This window comes from Pseudoalteromonas luteoviolacea, from assembly GCF_021654285.1.
GTDB classification, from domain to species: domain Bacteria; phylum Pseudomonadota; class Gammaproteobacteria; order Enterobacterales; family Alteromonadaceae; genus Pseudoalteromonas; species Pseudoalteromonas luteoviolacea_J.
Window position 1 is genome coordinate 238,982 of record NZ_JAKFZS010000006.1, and the last position, 15,754, is coordinate 254,735.

The window sequence follows — 15,754 nt, forward strand, 5'->3', positions numbered from 1 at the left end:
GGGTAATTAAGTGGGAGCACACTGTTCCCACTAATTTTTATGATTAGAAGTTATATCTAACAGTCACAAAATAATTCTCGAATACATCTACGTTTCGATATGCAGCACTGATAGTAAAGTCATTCGTAATGTCATATGCCAATTCTAATTGGTAGACAAGTTCATGTTTATCGTCAGCATCTGAAATATGTTGATAACCTAGGCCTGCACTGGCTTTTAAGTTTTCTAAAAGCGCAATGTGGTAATTCGCTTCGAGGCCAAATGTATTAGTATGGTCTTTATCTTTGTCTACGAAATGTCGAAGCTCACCATAATAAGAAGCTTGTCTGTCAGATATGTTATTGTCGACAAATGTTTCACTATATTCATAAGTATAGTCATAAGTCATTCGGCCAATCGAGCTGACAAACTCTAACAGCGTATCTTGTTCTAAAGGAATGAGGTAGGCCGCACTCAATTGCCACTGAGTTAAATCCATTTCCTCTGATAAAGACACGTTTATAGCGCTATCATAATCTGAGCTTGAGTAGATATCATCTCGTGATGTAGTTATATACTGAGAAGAAACAACCCAGTTTTCGTTCAGCTGCTTGCTTGCTTCTACTGTAAATCCATTTAAACTTCCATCGCCATCTTCATCTGTAAGCTTAAATTTGGCGTAGCCTGCACCAATGTAATCAAAATTAAACGTATCGCTAGCAAATGTTGCTGTTGAAATTAGAGCACTTGATAATACTAAGGCAAGTAATTTCATTTCTATCCTTATAGTGTTGTTTAAATCGGAACGAATCATACTGCCTATTGTTCATAAGTAAAGTGATAACGATGAAGTTAGGAAGTTTATTATTATTCTTACTTTTCAGTGATGTTGTGTTAATTTTAACCTCACAAATCTGCTTGTTTATTTACCAGTCATATCACTCTTTTTATTTGACTTATTTATGAAAAGTCTCGCTTTTATACTCATGATGTTGCGAAAAAAACACCGGGCTATTAGCTAAACGGGACTCTGGTGGTCGATTTTGGAGTGAAAACACTAGGTTTCAGAAATCAAAAATGAACGCTATGTTGACGTCGTGGTGATATGTTCACTGGGTGCACAATAAATAGACCTGTATCAGAAGGTGTTTTAAATCATGTCTATATTTTGCGCTCCAAGGTCTCCAGTGTACCTCTCAAAATCTGAGTTTATTGTGTTTAAAATAGTCATAGCCTGGGAGGACTATATTGATGATTGTGTCTAGGTGACAGGGTAAAAAATGAAACTAGAGAATGTTGTTTTTGAAGAGATTGAAATAGGGCAAAGTGCAATGCGTATTCGGCAGGTGCAATTAAGTGATATTCAAGGCTTAGGGATGCTGTCTGATGCTGAAAGCCTTGATCATTTGGCAAAAGAGCATGCTAGTAATATTGCTTTTCAAGATGCTGTCGTTCAGGGGACATGGACAGCAGCGCAGATCTCTGCACTAATAAGCTCGCAACTTCCGGGTCCTGGTGCGGTTTACCTCTCGCAAGATCTAAAGTTTGCTTTGCCTGTAGTGGTTGGAGATGTGATCACCACAAAAGTGACTGTGATTGACAAAAATTTACAGCACGGCTCATTGATCATTGATTGCCAGTGTAGCAACCAAAGAAAGGAAGAGGTTGTGTTTGGCATTGCAACGGTCCGTGCTCCAACAGAAAAGGTCTGTTTTGATATTAAACCTACTAATCAAGCTGCAATAAACACTGTGTGTTAATTCAATTTAGAGTGATGTATCAAAAAAGAGCAAGTTTATTAATGAGCTTTAAGCAATAAAAACCAGCAATGTGTGGCGGTTGTATTATATTTTTAGAATCGTATATCAAAGGTATGGATATACCAGAAGGTAGATATGTTTGCACAGCTAAAAATATCAAGTCGTTTAGGCTTTGGGTTTTGTGTGTTGTTGTTTTTGTTTAGCTGTGCAGTTTTAGTGTCTGTTCAGGCACTAAATACAGCAGCTGATGGGTTTAGGGAGTATCGCTCTTTAGCAAGAAACACCAATAATGCGGGAAGAATTCAAGCCAATCTGCTGACATTACGAATTGCTGCACTGCATTACATCAATACTGGCAGTCATATTGCGCTCCAAGAAGAGCGTACCAGAATGTCTACACTCAATGAGTTACTGGTGAGCGCGCATAAAGATGCCATCAGTAAAGAGCAAATCCAAACCTTTATAGATGTAGAAAATTTGGCAAATCAATACGCCAATACCTTTCAGAAAGTGGAAGATAAAATTGCTCAACGTAATGAGATTGTTCGTCAAAGCCTTAATAAAATGGGGCCTTTGATGGAACAGGACTTATCAAAAATTTTAATCAGTGCTCGCGAAGACAATGATATGGAAGCGGCGTTTTATGCCTCTTTGGCATTGAGAAACCTACTCTTGGTGAGGCTTCATGTCATCAAGTTTTTAGATACTAATGACAGCGAAGACGTTGATGAAGTTAAAAAAGAATACAAGGCATTTATTGTTAACTTGGAAAAGTTAGATGAACAGCTGCAAAATGAAACTCGACGTCGACACTTTGCAAACGTCAGGCGGCTTGCCCCTAAGTATATGAATCAATTTAGTGAGTTAGTCGACGTGATATTTACGCGCAACCAGCTCAAACGTGACAAATTAGATGTGATTGGTCAGCAAGCTGCATACAAAATTGAGTCTTTAAAACTAAGTATTAAAGATCAACAAGACACAATGGGGCCAGTACTGCAAAAAGATAATAGAGTGTCGCAGCAGTTTGTTATATCGGTCAGCGTTTTTAGCTTGCTGATCGCTATTTTACTGGCATTCATTATCTCTCGCTCTATCACAAAACCCATAAATGAGGCGGTAGAAATTGCTAATAGATTGGCAAAGGGAAATTTATCTTTTAAAAGAAAAATCACGGGGCAAAGTGAAATTGCCAATCTTATGCGCGCATTACAGGGCATGGCACAGCAATTCACTCGTGTTATCTATGAAGTTAAGCAGAGTGCAAGTGCGCTGGAGCGATTCTCAGCTTTAGTTATTAACACGGCAAAAGAGATGGAAAAAACCGCAGCTTCACAAGAGCGCAGTGTCACTGACACCAAGCATGCAGTTGGATCAATAAGTGACTCGATTAAGTCAAATAGTGATTATGCATTGGCAACCGAGCAAGTCGCAATCAATACTGCGCAAGAGGCAAACGAAGGCGGGAAAAAGGTCAAAACAACGATTGAAGCCATGAAAAGCATTGCTGAGCAGGTGAAAATCATCGACGAAATAGCCTATCAAACAAATTTGTTGGCGTTAAATGCAACCATTGAAGCGTCTCGAGCAGGTATACATGGCAAAGGGTTTGCTGTGGTGGCCAGCGAGGTGCGCAAGCTCTCAGAGCGCTGCCAAAGTGCATCGGAAAGAATTGGTAAAAGAGCGGGTGAGAGCGTGAGTTTAGCTGAAAATGCAGGGGCGCAACTTGAAACCATTATTCCAGCGGCAAACAAAACATCGCATTTGGTGCAAAATATAATGGAAATATCAAAGCAGCAAGAAGTAGGGCTAAACCAAATCAACCAAACTGTCGAGGCGGTAGATACGGCATCTAAACGTTCAACGCAAGCGAGTAATGATTTATCCAGTTCAGTTAAGGGCATTGTCGAATTATCAGAAAGACTGCGAACATCCGCTTCATTTTTTAAATTATATGATAAATCAATGCACTAGCTCTGAATAAAGTGAAGCTTTTCAAGCTGAACCTGTGACCTCTAAATCAATTATTGGGTAGTAAAGATATTTACCCACTACCCAATAGGTCTATTTTACAGCACTGAGAGCGACAATTTTACTTTGGTTACTTTTTCGGTCGTTGATCGTGATGTACAGCTCTCCTGTGGGGGCTGTTACCACGTCTCTTATGCGACCAAGTCCTTTTAATATGATTTCATCATCAATAACGCGGTTGCTTTTTATTCTCAGGCGATGGAGCTGCTTTTTGGCAAGGCTGCCTACAAAGAGATCTCCTTCCCAATTTTTGAATTGCTTACCGGTATAAAAATTCATGCCGGCGACAGCGATGGAAGGTGTCCATTGGTGTACAGGCAGCTGCATACCAGGTAAATCAGTGTGCGGCGTAATTGGTGAACCATCGTAGTTCATGCCAAAAGTGACTTTTGGCCATCCGTAGTTGACACCCTTATTGATTAGGTTTAGCTCGTCACCCCCTCTTGGCCCGTGTTCAGTAGACCAAACCTGGTTTGTTGTGGGATGAATGACTAGACCCTGAGGGTTACGATTACCGTACGTCCAAATGGTTTTTAAGCTGTCTTTTTGATTATAAAACGGATTATCTTTGGGAATACGTCCATCTTTGAATATTCGGTGGATTTTACCATTTTGTGTTTTTAGGTTTTGGGCGTCATCTTGGTGGCCCTCATCACCATTGGTAAAGTATAAATAGTCTTCATCAATGGCAAAACGTGAGCCAAAATGCCAGCCACGGTTTTTATGTGTTTGTTTGGGCGCTTCAAATAAGGTTTGTTGCTCTGTCCATTGGCCATTCTTAATTTTTCCGCGCACAATAGCTGTGATGCCAATGTCCCTGTTTGCTTCATTTTTGCCTGTCTTTTTACTATATGATAAATAAACCCAGCCATTTTTGAGGTAATCAGGATCTGGTAAAACATCTAATAAACCACCTTGTCCTCGGTGCCATACTTCTGGCGTGTTCTTGATCTTAGTACGTTTGCCTTTGGGGTCTAAATGCCATAGTTCACCCTCTCTTAGGGTATACAATAAACTGCCATCTGGTAGAAAGTCCATTGCCCAAATAATGCCGCTAGTAGAAAGAACTTCTCGGGTATTGACATCATGAAGTGCAGTTTTGAATTGTTTGCTTAAGGTGGGAGTTTGGATTTTTGCCGTATCAGTGTTGTAACTCGTTTCTCTGATATAAACGACGAGTGTACGAATGGTTTCTTCTGATAGAGCATGCCCAAATGCTGGCATACCACGATCTACTAGGCCGCTTTTTATGGTACTCGTCAATGCATCATCAGAGCCATCAGTTATCCAATTGGCATCCAATAATGAGCTTGCCATGGCCCCTTGCAATTGCGCTCCATGGCACGAGGCGCAATTGGTCTTATAGACATCTTCGACTTTTTCATTTGCTGATACAGCAGCTGTTGTCGTGTTCGCTACGACAAGGATACTTGCTAAATAGTTTATCGTTTTCATTGTTATACGCACGTATTTTACTTACAGCTAATGAGTATAAATGGTTAGTAAAAATATAGAACGCTTTATTCGATGAGTGAGTGTTGATTTTGTAACGTAAAATAACAGGGCTACGGCTTTGTTGTGGCATTATGAATATTTTGATACGGTTGTTGTGGCTAAAAAACAAACTAAAAGGAAAGTTAATAATGAAACTCAAATTACTAAAAAGAAACTTCAAAGAACTGAGTCAGCTAAATACATTGATGCAGCAAAATACACCCAAAATTGCGGGTGGCCGTTATTACTATACAGACATCGATTGTGATAGAACAAATAAAGGGTGTGTCGCGACAGAGACATGCAGGGCTTGCGGCTCACGACGCTGCTAACATATATGAAGACACCATTTTGGCGTCTTCTTCGTTGTTTACTTAAAAATAAGCGAGGCGCATAAAAGTATCTCTATGCTTGTCAAATTGCACTGGGTTTTTAGCTTTTAAGCTTTCCAGTGTTTCTAAGGACATAGGTGTTGCACTGCCGTCGTAAGCATCATCAGTACCAAACAAAACTTGGCTTTCGATCGTTGATAGATTGAAGTTCAATCCTTCGAGGTTAGCAATGCAGTCTGTCTTTGGCTGCTGCCAAATGTTATTTAAAAAGCTTTGCATCACGTCGACTCCACAGTTATTACCACTGGCCGTATTTGCTGGAGATTCAAAGATCACTGCGTGTGGTATCTCGGGAAATTCAATATATCGTTGGTTTATGTTGGTAAAAGTACGTTTAAACTCATGCGCATAGCTATGTGGTGTCTGTAAGTCCAAATCGCCATTTAAGACTAGGGTAGGTATATAATGTTGAACATCAGCATACACAAATTGGTTACTGTATTTATTACCCCATACATCTTTTTGGATATAGCGGCTATAAAGCAGGTTCCTAGGTATACATGCAACTGCGTCTTGGCAATATTCAAGTCGCTCTGAGAGGGTCCTTGGCTCATAGCTAATTTCATTATGTGTTATGAGGCTGGAAAGAACTTGAGAAAAATTACGCGGATGATCAGGCTCAATGGCCATGAGCTTGCGCCCAACGCCTTCAAAAATATACTGGTGTAAGTTATTAAGTGCAATAACATCATCTTGGTTACAGCGTGCCAATCTATAATATGTTGGCATTAATGCGCCTTCTACCGACCGCATCATGAGTAAGGTTGAAAGCGCTTGCAAGGAATCTCGATTAAACTTTGTTTCACTACAGTGAGCCTTTGAGTAGACCCTGTTTAATAGTTGCTTTATTGTTGTTTCTGAATTGGTTCCAATCTTGCTACGGCATAGTGGATCATTATCACAATATTGGGCAAGCCCGTTGAAGATATAGTTGGCATTTTCATCCCATAAATCTAAGCTGAACCCTTTTGATGGCACAATTGAGTCCAACACAATTGCTTGCGCTCCCTGAGGGGCAACTTGTGTAAAACGCTGTGCCCAAAGTGTTCCGTACGACGCGCCATAGACATAGGTTGGTAGCCAGTTTGTCGTCCTGCTTTTATCTATGGCGTAAGCTAAATCGTGAGCGGCACCTGTGGTATTAAAATGAAATAAATTGTCTCCCCACTGGTTATAGAGTTCGTTATAGCATGCTTTTTGATACTGTAAATAATCTCCTTGAAATTGGTTTGGGCAAGATAAATGTGTTGACCAGCCAACGCCGCGATGTTCTAAAATATATAAATCATAATCTTGTGTGTATTGTGCAAGCGTCGTGTTGTAGTGCGTGGCGTAAAAGCTGGCAGAATAACCAGGTCCTCCTTGCAAAAACCAAATTTGACCTTTTGGAGCCGTACTTTTGGCAGGGTATTTTGAAACCATGATATCTATCTGCTCACTGTCTGGCTTGTCCCAGTTAACAGGTACTTTCGCGAAAGAGCAGAGGTTACGATTGTCTGGTGTTTTAAACGTAGAGGGGCAGTCGCCCCAATTAAAGTTAACGTAGCGGTTGAACTCTGATTTATTAGCTTCTGCAAATGAAGCGTGCGAACTGCTTAAAACAGCTAAACCGAATAGTGCTAATTTTATCTTATACATGTGGATCCTTTTCGACGATTTACGTGACTTACCAACTGGCTGAAAATCACACTTCACATATATAAAATGTTTGTTTTTTGTAAAAATAACGGTTTGGTAAAATTTATTTAGTTTTAAGCCGATCGTTTCAAGCACACAAAGCTATTTTATTTGAAGGCAAGATGCTTCTCAAGGGTGATTCATTGCATCTAATTCAAACGTATTCGGTCCATCGGTTGTATGAAAGTAACCTGTAGAGAGGTTTTTTCCTCGGATGAAAAACTTAAAAATATTGGCGCGTAAAGAGAGGTCTTTCAGCGAGTGGCCGGCTTCAATTGTATAGTTGATTAAAGCTTTTTGTTTGTTGGTCACATTAACACCAACTAAAACCCTTGGTTGAGTTGAATCCGTTTCACTGGCTAATTCTACTGGTATGACAGATGAAGTAGGTGGAAAAATAATATCTACAAATTCCCAGTTTGGATCTTGCATCACTAACTCCAAACTCAATGAATGTGGGGCCTGAGGATTGCTCCTATCTACAAAATTAACTGCTGGCGCTATTTGCAAGCTGTGTAGGCGGGCATTTTGATGGCTGCAGGGATCTAATTCAACTTGCCAGACTCTATCCTCTGGATCAATAAGCGCTTTATATTGTAAAAATGAAGAGACTGTGCACCATAATGGTACTGGGTCTGTTGTATCTATAATCGGATGTACGCACCGATATACGTGGTTTGTTTGTTGAGTCATATTTCATTTAGCCCTATGTTTTTTATAAATATTACTCGTTTACAATCTGTTTCGGAGGACAGTCTGTGCCCGCCTAAGCGAAATAACAGAATGCGCGAGTAGAAATCATTTGTATAAAAGTTTGGGTTAAATAAATAAATTAATAATATCCTGTTTAACTCAATTTAAAGTGGTTTTAACATTGACATAGCATGTCCTAAATACCTAATATAGGTCCCCGTTGAGGCTTAAGTGAAAACGATTTTAGGGAAACAACAATAAAAATTATAACCCCTATTTAGCGAGCTTTCTGTAACAAAAGAGCTTGTGTCCCGTCTAATAAAAATAACAAGGGATAGCGTTACTTAGCCACTATGGCAACTCCTTTTAGGGGTTGCCATAGTTTTTCTTTTCAATTAAATCCATAGTTATTGAAGCCTTCTTTACTGCCATAATACTGACATCTCATAACTCTATAGTATTGCCATTGTAGAAAATATGAATAGCTTATATGAGTACACTAAATATCAAACCTGTTTTAAATTCTCATTCAAATAAACTAAAAAATGCTTATGAGTTGGTTGAGGATTTCTCTTACGAGATAAATAGAAATGTGCGTTGGGTACCACGATTTTTTCAATACGATGGTGCAAGCATCCCTATGGCGGCTTATTATTTGGTAGGTACACCTTTCAACCCAAGGTATATGCAGGCTGCATTAGTGCATGATTGGCTTTATCATACCCATGAAGTTAGTCGCTCTGACGCCGATAATTTGTTTTACACAATGTTATGTGCGTCAGGTGTCCGCACTTCTACTGCTTTAATCATGAAATTTGCTGTCGAAAAATTTGGTGCAAGTTATTGGCGCAATAATGATGATGATCTTGTATACAAACAAGAGCTTGAAGCTAGGATCCGTGAAGATGGGAGAAGCCCTAGTGTATATGGCTTGTAAGTTGCTACGTGGTAACACCATGAGTATGTTTACCACGTAGAGGATATTTAGAATGTTAATTAAGCTGGCTTCTACTGTGCTTTGGTTTTTTTTAAGTTCAAGAAGATTAAACCGATAATACCAGTCATTGCAAAACCGGATAATAAAAATGGGTCCATTGCGATGTGTTCATGAAAGTTAAACTTACCTGCTGAGATAGATTTCCATCCCATGAAGTGTTGATTTGCCGCGACTACGGCACCAAAAAAACCAATTACAAGTGCAATGTATTTAGAAATCCAATGCGAAGCGGAAGGAAGTATTAAGAGTAAGCCTAAAATACCAATAACTGTGCGCTGTGCTCTACAATATGGACAAACATACACAATGCCAGTTAGCTCGACGGTCCAGGCGATGATACTGATTAAAATCGCGGCCAGAGCGACAAATTTACTGTATTTGATGTAGGTTTCTAACTGAAATAGTGACATTGAACTACCTATAAATGAAAAATATGACTTTAATATTGTTTATTTTGCAATATTATAACATTAATGAGTTTTTTCGGGTAATTTATGTCGCATTTTTCTTTATTATTTGGAATAAAAAATTAATAAAGCCTAACTAAATGCTTTTGTTACGCTTTTCGTTTATGTGTGCTTTAAATTGATTCATGTTGAGGTTTAAGTTTAGGCTTCATAAAATTACTGGGTAGGTTGAATTGGATTCATGATGACTTAGACCAAGGTTGGGACTTGGTCTAAGTTACGATGATTAATTATTGACGTAGCAAATCACTAATTCGTCTTTTGGGTTATCCTGTGTATCTTCCACTAAATACCTTGCTTGTATGCTGTTTTGACAAATACACATATCATAACGACTGGTTAGATATGCTTGTCCATACTCATCTTTATCCGTTTTTGTGATGCTGCATGTTGGTTCTCTCCATTGCGGATCCCAACCGCTTTTACCAAATGCAACAATTTTTATTTTATTTGACAGTAGCTTAACGTTTATTTCATCAGAGTTTGCAGACACATTCAGAGCACATAGTGCCAATATACTGGTAATTAGTTTTTTCATTATTCATCCTTAATTACTTATTTGATAGAGCTAAAGCTCTAGGTTTTGGGTATTTTATTCTTGATTTTTATTTTTTCAAGCTTTTTATTATTCAGTGATGTTTAGGGTTTCTTTAAGTAATGTTTTGTAATTAAAAGAAAAATATAACGATTGGCTTTAGTACTGGTATTTTAAGTCATTGTATTAAGTTTAATGCGTATAAAACGAGATGGTTTTTTTAATATTGCAGACCCAATCGTTTCAATATGGGGTTAGTTCACAATGTCTAGGAGTTAGACAGGCAGCATAGATAAATTAGGCACTAAAAGAGTGATATGCTTCGCTTTTTATGTTAACTTTATTGAGATTTTTTGTAACAATAAATAACAAATTTAAGCTGGAGCACATCATTAACTTTCGTTAGTGTAGTTACATAGCATTTTTAATTTAAGGAAAATATTGATGCCTCACATAAGAACTTATCTGATCGGAATAACGTCCGCTATATTGTTGGGGTGTGGCGGGTCCAGTGACTCAGAATCCCCTGAATCTCCAGTTACAATTCCGCCAGAACAAAACAGCTATATGGTTTCTACTTCTTTAAGTGAGGGGGGCTCTATTACGCCTGATTCCTTTGAAATGGCCGAAAATTCAGAAAAAACTTTTTTAATCGGGATAAATCCAGGCTTTGAACTGGAGAGTGTTTCTGGGTGTGATGGGACAGTGGAAGGGGAAAAATTTACCGTCAGCAATCCAGAAAAAAATTGTACGATTGAAGTGAAGTTTAAGGCTTTTCAATATACGGTTAATGTAACTACGTCACTTGGCGGTTGGATAGATAGCCCCAGTTATCAAGTGTCATATGGTGAAAAAGCCAAGATTAATATCCACCCTAATAGCGACCATGTTATAGAGTCAGTAACTGGCTGTGGTGGTATGTTAAACGAGCAACAATACACAACAGGCAATATAAGTGCTGACTGTACTGTGAATGTAAATTTCAGCGGTCGTTTTCCTCTGCCTGAAGAGGGGATCGAGCGCATACGCTTACCGGTAGTTGTTCATGTAATCGAAAATGAATATGTGCAGATAAGTGATGAACAAATATATTCTCAAATTGAGGCAACAAACCGACATTTCAGAGCCTTAAATAGTGATGATCTTGAGACAATAGAGGAAGAATTTGCACCGTATATTGCAGATACAGGCATACAACTTTATTTAGCCTCCCATGATCCTGATGGTAATCCACATTCGGGGATAAACCGAAAAACAGCTCAGTTAAGTGTCATTACGCTTGGCAATGAATATGCGAAAGCTGAAAAAGGCGGTATCGATGCTTGGCCAAATGATCAATATATTAATGTGTGGGTTGGATATGCGAGAGACCTTGAAGGGACGTTAGGCTTACTCGGAAGGGCGAATATCCCTGGGTTTGTTGAAGATAGATTAATCGGCGTTGTAGTGGCGGATTCTGTGTTTGGCGTAATTCCTCCTCGTGAGCCTAGATTTGATGAAGGGAAAACGTTCACTCATGAGTTGGGTCATTTATTTGGATTGATTGGTCACACACATGGCGTGCCTACTGATGAAAACACCCATCGTCATTTGACTTGTGATGGGCTGCCAACGACACAGTGTAAGAATAGTGATTTGGCGATGAATTTTATGAATGCAGAAACAGACGACAAAGACCAAAAAATGTTTTCTATTAGCCAGTATCAAGTTATGGAAAAGTGGATTAAAACAGGGCCCTTAAAAGCGCTTTATATTAATAATCAAGCCAATAACTAGATATTTCTTGGTGTTTTAAGGTTAGTCTGCAGTGGCATGTTGAGTAGTAGACTAATCTTATCTATCGTGTAATACTTTGTAATAGTTGGAATACAAGGACTTTTATATAGTTATTATCGTTAGATAACTACAACAAAGATGTGCTATGGAACATAAACTAATAGACCAAATAAAATATGAAGATCGGGATTCAGAGACTCGTGATTTAGATGGATCGAACAAGCACTATATTAATGCAACTCTACTTTTAGATGAGAATGTTACTTCTAAAGAAGACCGTACCAAGTTGTTAACTCAGCTTAACTTATATCGACATTCAGCTTCTATCGAAATAGAAGAGGTAACAGAGGGCGTATTTAATATGCGTTTTGCATTGTTAAATTGATAAAGTATTTTCACCACCTACCTACCTTTAAGCAGATGTTTACTGCTTGACCTTTTATATTCTGATATAAATACGATGCCTATCATGTAAACTTTTTGTTTACATTATAGGTATTTGGCTTTAGATTAATATCTAAACAAAAACTACAAAGCGTCATATATCTGCTTTAAGCACTTATCCATTGTTATCGATAGGGGCAACGTACTTTATTTATATGTTGTGCGGTATTGTGAAACGATTGTGTAAAGATGGAAATGAACGCTTAGCATAAAGGGTAAGGCGCTATAATGCATGATAGTCAATACAGTATTCATTTCAAAAACCAGTCAGCTAAGAACTTAAATGAAAACAGCTCTTTTGTGCAGTCTAATTATATTATTGCAGTCAAACCACTCGAGGCTGATAATTTTTTAATGACCTTTATGCAGGGATTTGAGGAGTTTTTAGCAGCGAGCTTGTATCCAAGCTGCGATATTAATTTATCACCCATTGAAAAATGCACCAAATTTGAATTTATCGTTTTTAACGATCCAGATTATGGCATCTATATATCGCAAAAGAATATGCCTGATGAGCGGTTGCTTAATGTGTTAAGCGATGTCACTAAAGGTACAGGGCAAACCGTTGAAGATATTTTCCAATTACTTCAATCTCACATCATACGAGACTTTTCTGTGATCCAGCTTTGTGAATTAGATAACATGCACTTAGAAGCTAGCAAAGAACAAGTTTTAGAGCAAAATATTAACAGGCTGAAGTTAGTGAGGCGTGAAAAGTTGGCGATAGGGAACAAGTATTCAACGCTAGATATAAAAAGAATACTTGGAAAGTCTGAGATGGATGATTTTGATGCCTTGGTAGCAGATGGATGGAGTGCTATTCACGGTGATAAAGTATATCAAAGCACAGGCTTACAATATGTCAGCCATGAATTGGATAGTGCCGATCAACTCGCTTATTATGAATTTGTTTACCAATCTTGGGACTCTTCTTTGCATAAACACATTGAGAGGAAGATCATTCGTATCGATTAACTTAATTTACATATTAAATTTTTAATTTATTAATGCCTTATAATTTCCTCAAATTGTTCTAGTAAAGGAGTCGTAGTATGTGGTTATCAAGTGATGCACTTGAAGGGGACTTAGTTGTATTAGAACCTTTGTTATTATCGCATTGTGAAGAGTTAAGAGATGCTGTCAGTGATGGCACAAGCTGGCAGCTTTGGTACGCATCAGTACCTGCCCCTCAAGACATGCAAGAGTATGTGGAAAAAGCCATAAAAGGGCTCGCGCGTGGGGAAATGGCTTTTGTAGTCAAAACTAAACAAGATGGCAAAGTGGTTGGAACAACGCGCTTTTATGATGTAAAAGAACAGCATCGACGGGCGTCAATCGGTTATACATGGTATTCTGACTCAGTCAGAAGAACGGGAATTAATACCGAATGTAAGTATTTACTTATGTCCTATCTTTTTGATACGAAAGGTGCATTGTCACTTGAGTTCAAGACTCATTTTTTTAATCAAGCCTCTCGTACTGCGATTGAACGCCTTGGCGCTAAATTGGATGGTATTTTGCGCAGTCACCAAGTTATGCCTGATGGTTCACTAAGAGACACTGCGATTTATTCGATATTGTCACATGAATGGCCAGCTGTGAAAAATAATCTAAGAGCAAAATTAAATAAATACTGAGCGTTTTGATACCTGTCAAAAGTTATTTTTTCCTGTTCACAGGTGCTGCTCAATGTGCATAAAGTCTCTTTGTGCACTTTTTTCATTTAATTTCATCATCCTCTTCTCTTTATTCCCAACCTACTGTTATATATAAATATGTTAATTTTACCTCAGCTGAGATTACTGTTATAAATAGCCAAGTTGTTTTAATGATAAAGTATTGTATTTTGCGTTTTTAGATTTAAAAATAAACGATAATATTTGCATTTATTTCAAATATAAAGTTGACATAATATGTCATATCATGCAAGTCTAAGAATGTAACTCATACAAACAGTCTGGCTTTTATCTAAAAAATAAACGCTGTTTTGACATAAGGAATCTGTTACATGGAATTAAATGAGCTTTCAATTAAACTCTCTCAGTATGAAACTGAAGGTGCTAGTTTCGAATCTTTTTTCATCAACAATGTTGGGCAGGAAGTCTTACAAGTAATAGTTGATGGTAATGACGAACTTCCCATTTTTGTCACCCGCACAGATGAGCAAATTCTTTGTATCTGTTATTTGTTCACTGAACAAGAGATCAATGCAGACAAACAAGCGGAACTAAACGATACGTTACTGCGTCTGAACGTGCCAATGCCATTGAGTGCATTCGCCAAAATTGATGATAAATATGCAATTTTTGGTGCACTATCTACTAATTCAACGTTAGATCAGCTGGGCCACGAAATAGTCACTTTATCTGCAAATTCAATTGATGCGCTAGAAGCAATTAGTGACTACCTAAGCGAATAATAAGGAGTATTAGCCATGAGTATTTTAAAAAAACTATTTACTGCGGTTAAAGGTGGGGTCAATGAAGTTGGCGAAGGGATAGTTGATGCCAATGCGATCCGTATTTTTGAACAAGAGATCAGGGATGCACAAGCTGCATTGAGTGATGCCAAGCGCAGTCTCACTGAAGTGATGGCAAAAGAGATCCAAACGACACGAGCCATAAAATCTTTGGATGAAGACATCGCCAAACATGAAACTTATGCTGCGCAAGCCTTAGATAAAGACGAAGAGGCTTTAGCACTTGAGATTGCAGAAAAGATAGCGCATTTTGAGCAAGAAAAAACAGAGCAGCAACAAGTGCTTAATACATTCACCACCAGTGTGAGTAAGCTTAAGGAGCAAATTAAACAAGCAGAAAAGACCATAGTTGAAAACCAACGTCAATTGAGCATGGTGAAAACTACTGAAAGTGTGCAAAAAGCAACAATGGCAGTAAACGACACCATGGCCTCTGGCGACTCTTCGATGGCGTCGGCTAAGCAGTCATTAGAGCGTATTAAGCAACGTCAAATGGATAAGCAAGATCAACTTGATGCTGCGCAGCAGCTAGCGGAAGAAAATAGCGACAAAGCGCTGCATGACAAAATGCGTGCAGCAGGCATCGGCGAAGAGGTGACAAAAGGCGCAGATGTGCTCGCTCGTATTCGCGCAAAGCAAAATAAGTAATATTGATGAGTGACAATAAGCAAACTTGGCAAAAGCAAGAAAAGGCGGTTAGAGCGACCCAACTTGCTTTTGACTTAAGCTCTGAAGTACAAAAGTTTATTAAAAAAAGCGCGATAGATGAGGAACTGACTCCTTCTGACATGATACGACGTATCTTGGGATTAGAAATAAAATCCAAAAAGACGCGTCAAAGGCTCAGTTTTAATTTAAGTGATGATGAAATTATACTTTTGGCGCAGCGTTTTGGGATCTCAGATGGAGATAAGCGCATGGTAAAGCAAAAAGTTGCAGACTTGCTGATCCAACATGTGAAGGACAGTAAATAGCACAATAAAAGAGTATGTGTGGTTTGATAGCCCTTAACTCATAGGAATTAATACGA

General features: G+C 38.5%; 17 protein-coding genes. 11 read left to right on the top strand and 6 right to left on the bottom strand.

The features are described from left to right. Positions 1-43 precede the first annotated feature (43 nt). Positions 44-754 (bottom strand): outer membrane beta-barrel protein, encoded by a 711-nt coding sequence (locus tag L1077_RS07535; RefSeq protein WP_237136274.1) that lies wholly within the window; start codon positions 752-754, stop codon positions 44-46. A gap of 505 nt (positions 755-1,259) precedes the next feature. On the opposite strand from L1077_RS07535, the gene L1077_RS07540 reads away from it, so the two are divergent. Beyond that, positions 1,260-1,739, top strand: a complete 480-nt coding sequence (locus L1077_RS07540; protein WP_237136275.1) for a MaoC/PaaZ C-terminal domain-containing protein — start codon at positions 1,260-1,262, stop codon at positions 1,737-1,739. Between the two features lie 135 nt (positions 1,740-1,874). Then, positions 1,875-3,713: a methyl-accepting chemotaxis protein gene (locus tag L1077_RS07545; RefSeq protein ID WP_237136276.1), complete on the top strand. Its 1,839-nt coding sequence runs from the start codon at positions 1,875-1,877 to the stop codon at positions 3,711-3,713. A gap of 90 nt (positions 3,714-3,803) precedes the next feature. Here the strand turns inward: L1077_RS07545 and L1077_RS07550 are convergent, their stop codons facing one another. Continuing rightward, the gene (locus L1077_RS07550) at positions 3,804-5,225 is read right to left on the bottom strand and encodes a PQQ-dependent sugar dehydrogenase (RefSeq protein WP_237136277.1); all 1,422 of its coding nucleotides are present in this window, start codon (positions 5,223-5,225) and stop codon (positions 3,804-3,806) included. Between the two features lie 188 nt (positions 5,226-5,413). On the opposite strand from L1077_RS07550, the gene L1077_RS07555 reads away from it, so the two are divergent. Further along, positions 5,414-5,596, top strand: a complete 183-nt coding sequence (locus L1077_RS07555; RefSeq protein WP_063360547.1) for a hypothetical protein — start codon at positions 5,414-5,416, stop codon at positions 5,594-5,596. Between the two features lie 42 nt (positions 5,597-5,638). On the opposite strand, the gene L1077_RS07560 is transcribed toward L1077_RS07555, so the two are convergent. After that, positions 5,639-7,294: an alpha/beta hydrolase gene (locus tag L1077_RS07560; protein ID WP_237136278.1), complete on the bottom strand. Its 1,656-nt coding sequence runs from the start codon at positions 7,292-7,294 to the stop codon at positions 5,639-5,641. Positions 7,295-7,462: 168 nt separating this feature from the next. Beyond that, positions 7,463-8,026 (bottom strand): hypothetical protein, encoded by a 564-nt coding sequence (locus L1077_RS07565; RefSeq protein WP_237136279.1) that lies wholly within the window; start codon positions 8,024-8,026, stop codon positions 7,463-7,465. A gap of 490 nt (positions 8,027-8,516) precedes the next feature. On the opposite strand from L1077_RS07565, the gene L1077_RS07570 reads away from it, so the two are divergent. Next, positions 8,517-8,963, top strand: coding sequence for a DUF1353 domain-containing protein (locus tag L1077_RS07570; protein WP_237136280.1), 447 nt, complete (start codon positions 8,517-8,519; stop codon positions 8,961-8,963). Between the two features lie 71 nt (positions 8,964-9,034). On the opposite strand, the gene L1077_RS07575 is transcribed toward L1077_RS07570, so the two are convergent. After that, positions 9,035-9,433 carry a hypothetical protein gene (locus tag L1077_RS07575; protein ID WP_237136281.1) on the bottom strand — a complete coding sequence of 133 codons (399 nt, stop codon included), beginning with the start codon at positions 9,431-9,433 and terminating at the stop codon, positions 9,035-9,037. Positions 9,434-9,716: 283 nt separating this feature from the next. Continuing rightward, positions 9,717-10,028, bottom strand: a complete 312-nt coding sequence (locus L1077_RS07580) for a hypothetical protein (protein ID WP_237136282.1) — start codon at positions 10,026-10,028, stop codon at positions 9,717-9,719. A 441-nt stretch (positions 10,029-10,469) separates the two neighbouring features. Between L1077_RS07580 and L1077_RS07585 the strand changes: the two genes are divergently transcribed. From L1077_RS07585 to L1077_RS07615, 7 genes are all read left to right on the top strand, one after another. Then, entirely contained in the window at positions 10,470-11,801 is a 1,332-nt protein-coding gene (locus tag L1077_RS07585; RefSeq protein ID WP_237136283.1) for a M43 family zinc metalloprotease, read from the top strand. A gap of 145 nt (positions 11,802-11,946) precedes the next feature. Continuing rightward, a complete protein-coding gene (locus tag L1077_RS07590; RefSeq protein WP_237136284.1) occupies positions 11,947-12,186 on the top strand; it encodes a hypothetical protein in 240 nt (79 codons plus the stop codon). A 287-nt stretch (positions 12,187-12,473) separates the two neighbouring features. After that, positions 12,474-13,220, top strand: coding sequence for a hypothetical protein (locus tag L1077_RS07595; RefSeq protein WP_237136285.1), 747 nt, complete (start codon positions 12,474-12,476; stop codon positions 13,218-13,220). Positions 13,221-13,297: 77 nt separating this feature from the next. Beyond that, positions 13,298-13,882: a GNAT family N-acetyltransferase gene (locus L1077_RS07600; protein ID WP_237136286.1), complete on the top strand. Its 585-nt coding sequence runs from the start codon at positions 13,298-13,300 to the stop codon at positions 13,880-13,882. 371 nt (positions 13,883-14,253) lie between these two features. Beyond that, positions 14,254-14,664 carry a YjfI family protein gene (locus L1077_RS07605; protein ID WP_237136287.1) on the top strand — a complete coding sequence of 137 codons (411 nt, stop codon included), beginning with the start codon at positions 14,254-14,256 and terminating at the stop codon, positions 14,662-14,664. 15 nt (positions 14,665-14,679) lie between these two features. Continuing rightward, positions 14,680-15,372 (top strand): PspA/IM30 family protein, encoded by a 693-nt coding sequence (locus tag L1077_RS07610; protein ID WP_237136288.1) that lies wholly within the window; start codon positions 14,680-14,682, stop codon positions 15,370-15,372. 5 nt (positions 15,373-15,377) lie between these two features. Continuing rightward, positions 15,378-15,698, top strand: coding sequence for a hypothetical protein (locus tag L1077_RS07615; protein ID WP_237136289.1), 321 nt, complete (start codon positions 15,378-15,380; stop codon positions 15,696-15,698). Positions 15,699-15,754 lie beyond the last annotated feature (56 nt).

Excerpts from the sequence above, each read along its gene's own strand:
- L1077_RS07535 (WP_237136274.1), bottom strand. The coding sequence starts at position 754 with ATGAAATTACTTGCCTTAGTATTATCAAGTGCTCTAATTTCAACAGCA.
- L1077_RS07540 (WP_237136275.1), top strand. The coding sequence starts at position 1,260 with ATGAAACTAGAGAATGTTGTTTTTGAAGAGATTGAAATAGGGCAAAGT.
- L1077_RS07545 (WP_237136276.1), top strand. The coding sequence starts at position 1,875 with ATGTTTGCACAGCTAAAAATATCAAGTCGTTTAGGCTTTGGGTTTTGT.
- L1077_RS07550 (WP_237136277.1), bottom strand. The coding sequence starts at position 5,225 with ATGAAAACGATAAACTATTTAGCAAGTATCCTTGTCGTAGCGAACACG.
- L1077_RS07555 (WP_063360547.1), top strand. The coding sequence starts at position 5,414 with ATGAAACTCAAATTACTAAAAAGAAACTTCAAAGAACTGAGTCAGCTA.
- L1077_RS07560 (WP_237136278.1), bottom strand. The coding sequence starts at position 7,294 with ATGTATAAGATAAAATTAGCACTATTCGGTTTAGCTGTTTTAAGCAGT.
- L1077_RS07565 (WP_237136279.1), bottom strand. The coding sequence starts at position 8,026 with ATGACTCAACAAACAAACCACGTATATCGGTGCGTACATCCGATTATA.
- L1077_RS07570 (WP_237136280.1), top strand. The coding sequence starts at position 8,517 with ATGAGTACACTAAATATCAAACCTGTTTTAAATTCTCATTCAAATAAA.
- L1077_RS07575 (WP_237136281.1), bottom strand. The coding sequence starts at position 9,433 with ATGTCACTATTTCAGTTAGAAACCTACATCAAATACAGTAAATTTGTC.
- L1077_RS07580 (WP_237136282.1), bottom strand. The coding sequence starts at position 10,028 with ATGAAAAAACTAATTACCAGTATATTGGCACTATGTGCTCTGAATGTG.
- L1077_RS07585 (WP_237136283.1), top strand. The coding sequence starts at position 10,470 with ATGCCTCACATAAGAACTTATCTGATCGGAATAACGTCCGCTATATTG.
- L1077_RS07590 (WP_237136284.1), top strand. The coding sequence starts at position 11,947 with ATGGAACATAAACTAATAGACCAAATAAAATATGAAGATCGGGATTCA.
- L1077_RS07595 (WP_237136285.1), top strand. The coding sequence starts at position 12,474 with ATGCATGATAGTCAATACAGTATTCATTTCAAAAACCAGTCAGCTAAG.
- L1077_RS07600 (WP_237136286.1), top strand. The coding sequence starts at position 13,298 with ATGTGGTTATCAAGTGATGCACTTGAAGGGGACTTAGTTGTATTAGAA.
- L1077_RS07605 (WP_237136287.1), top strand. The coding sequence starts at position 14,254 with ATGGAATTAAATGAGCTTTCAATTAAACTCTCTCAGTATGAAACTGAA.
- L1077_RS07610 (WP_237136288.1), top strand. The coding sequence starts at position 14,680 with ATGAGTATTTTAAAAAAACTATTTACTGCGGTTAAAGGTGGGGTCAAT.
- L1077_RS07615 (WP_237136289.1), top strand. The coding sequence starts at position 15,378 with ATGAGTGACAATAAGCAAACTTGGCAAAAGCAAGAAAAGGCGGTTAGA.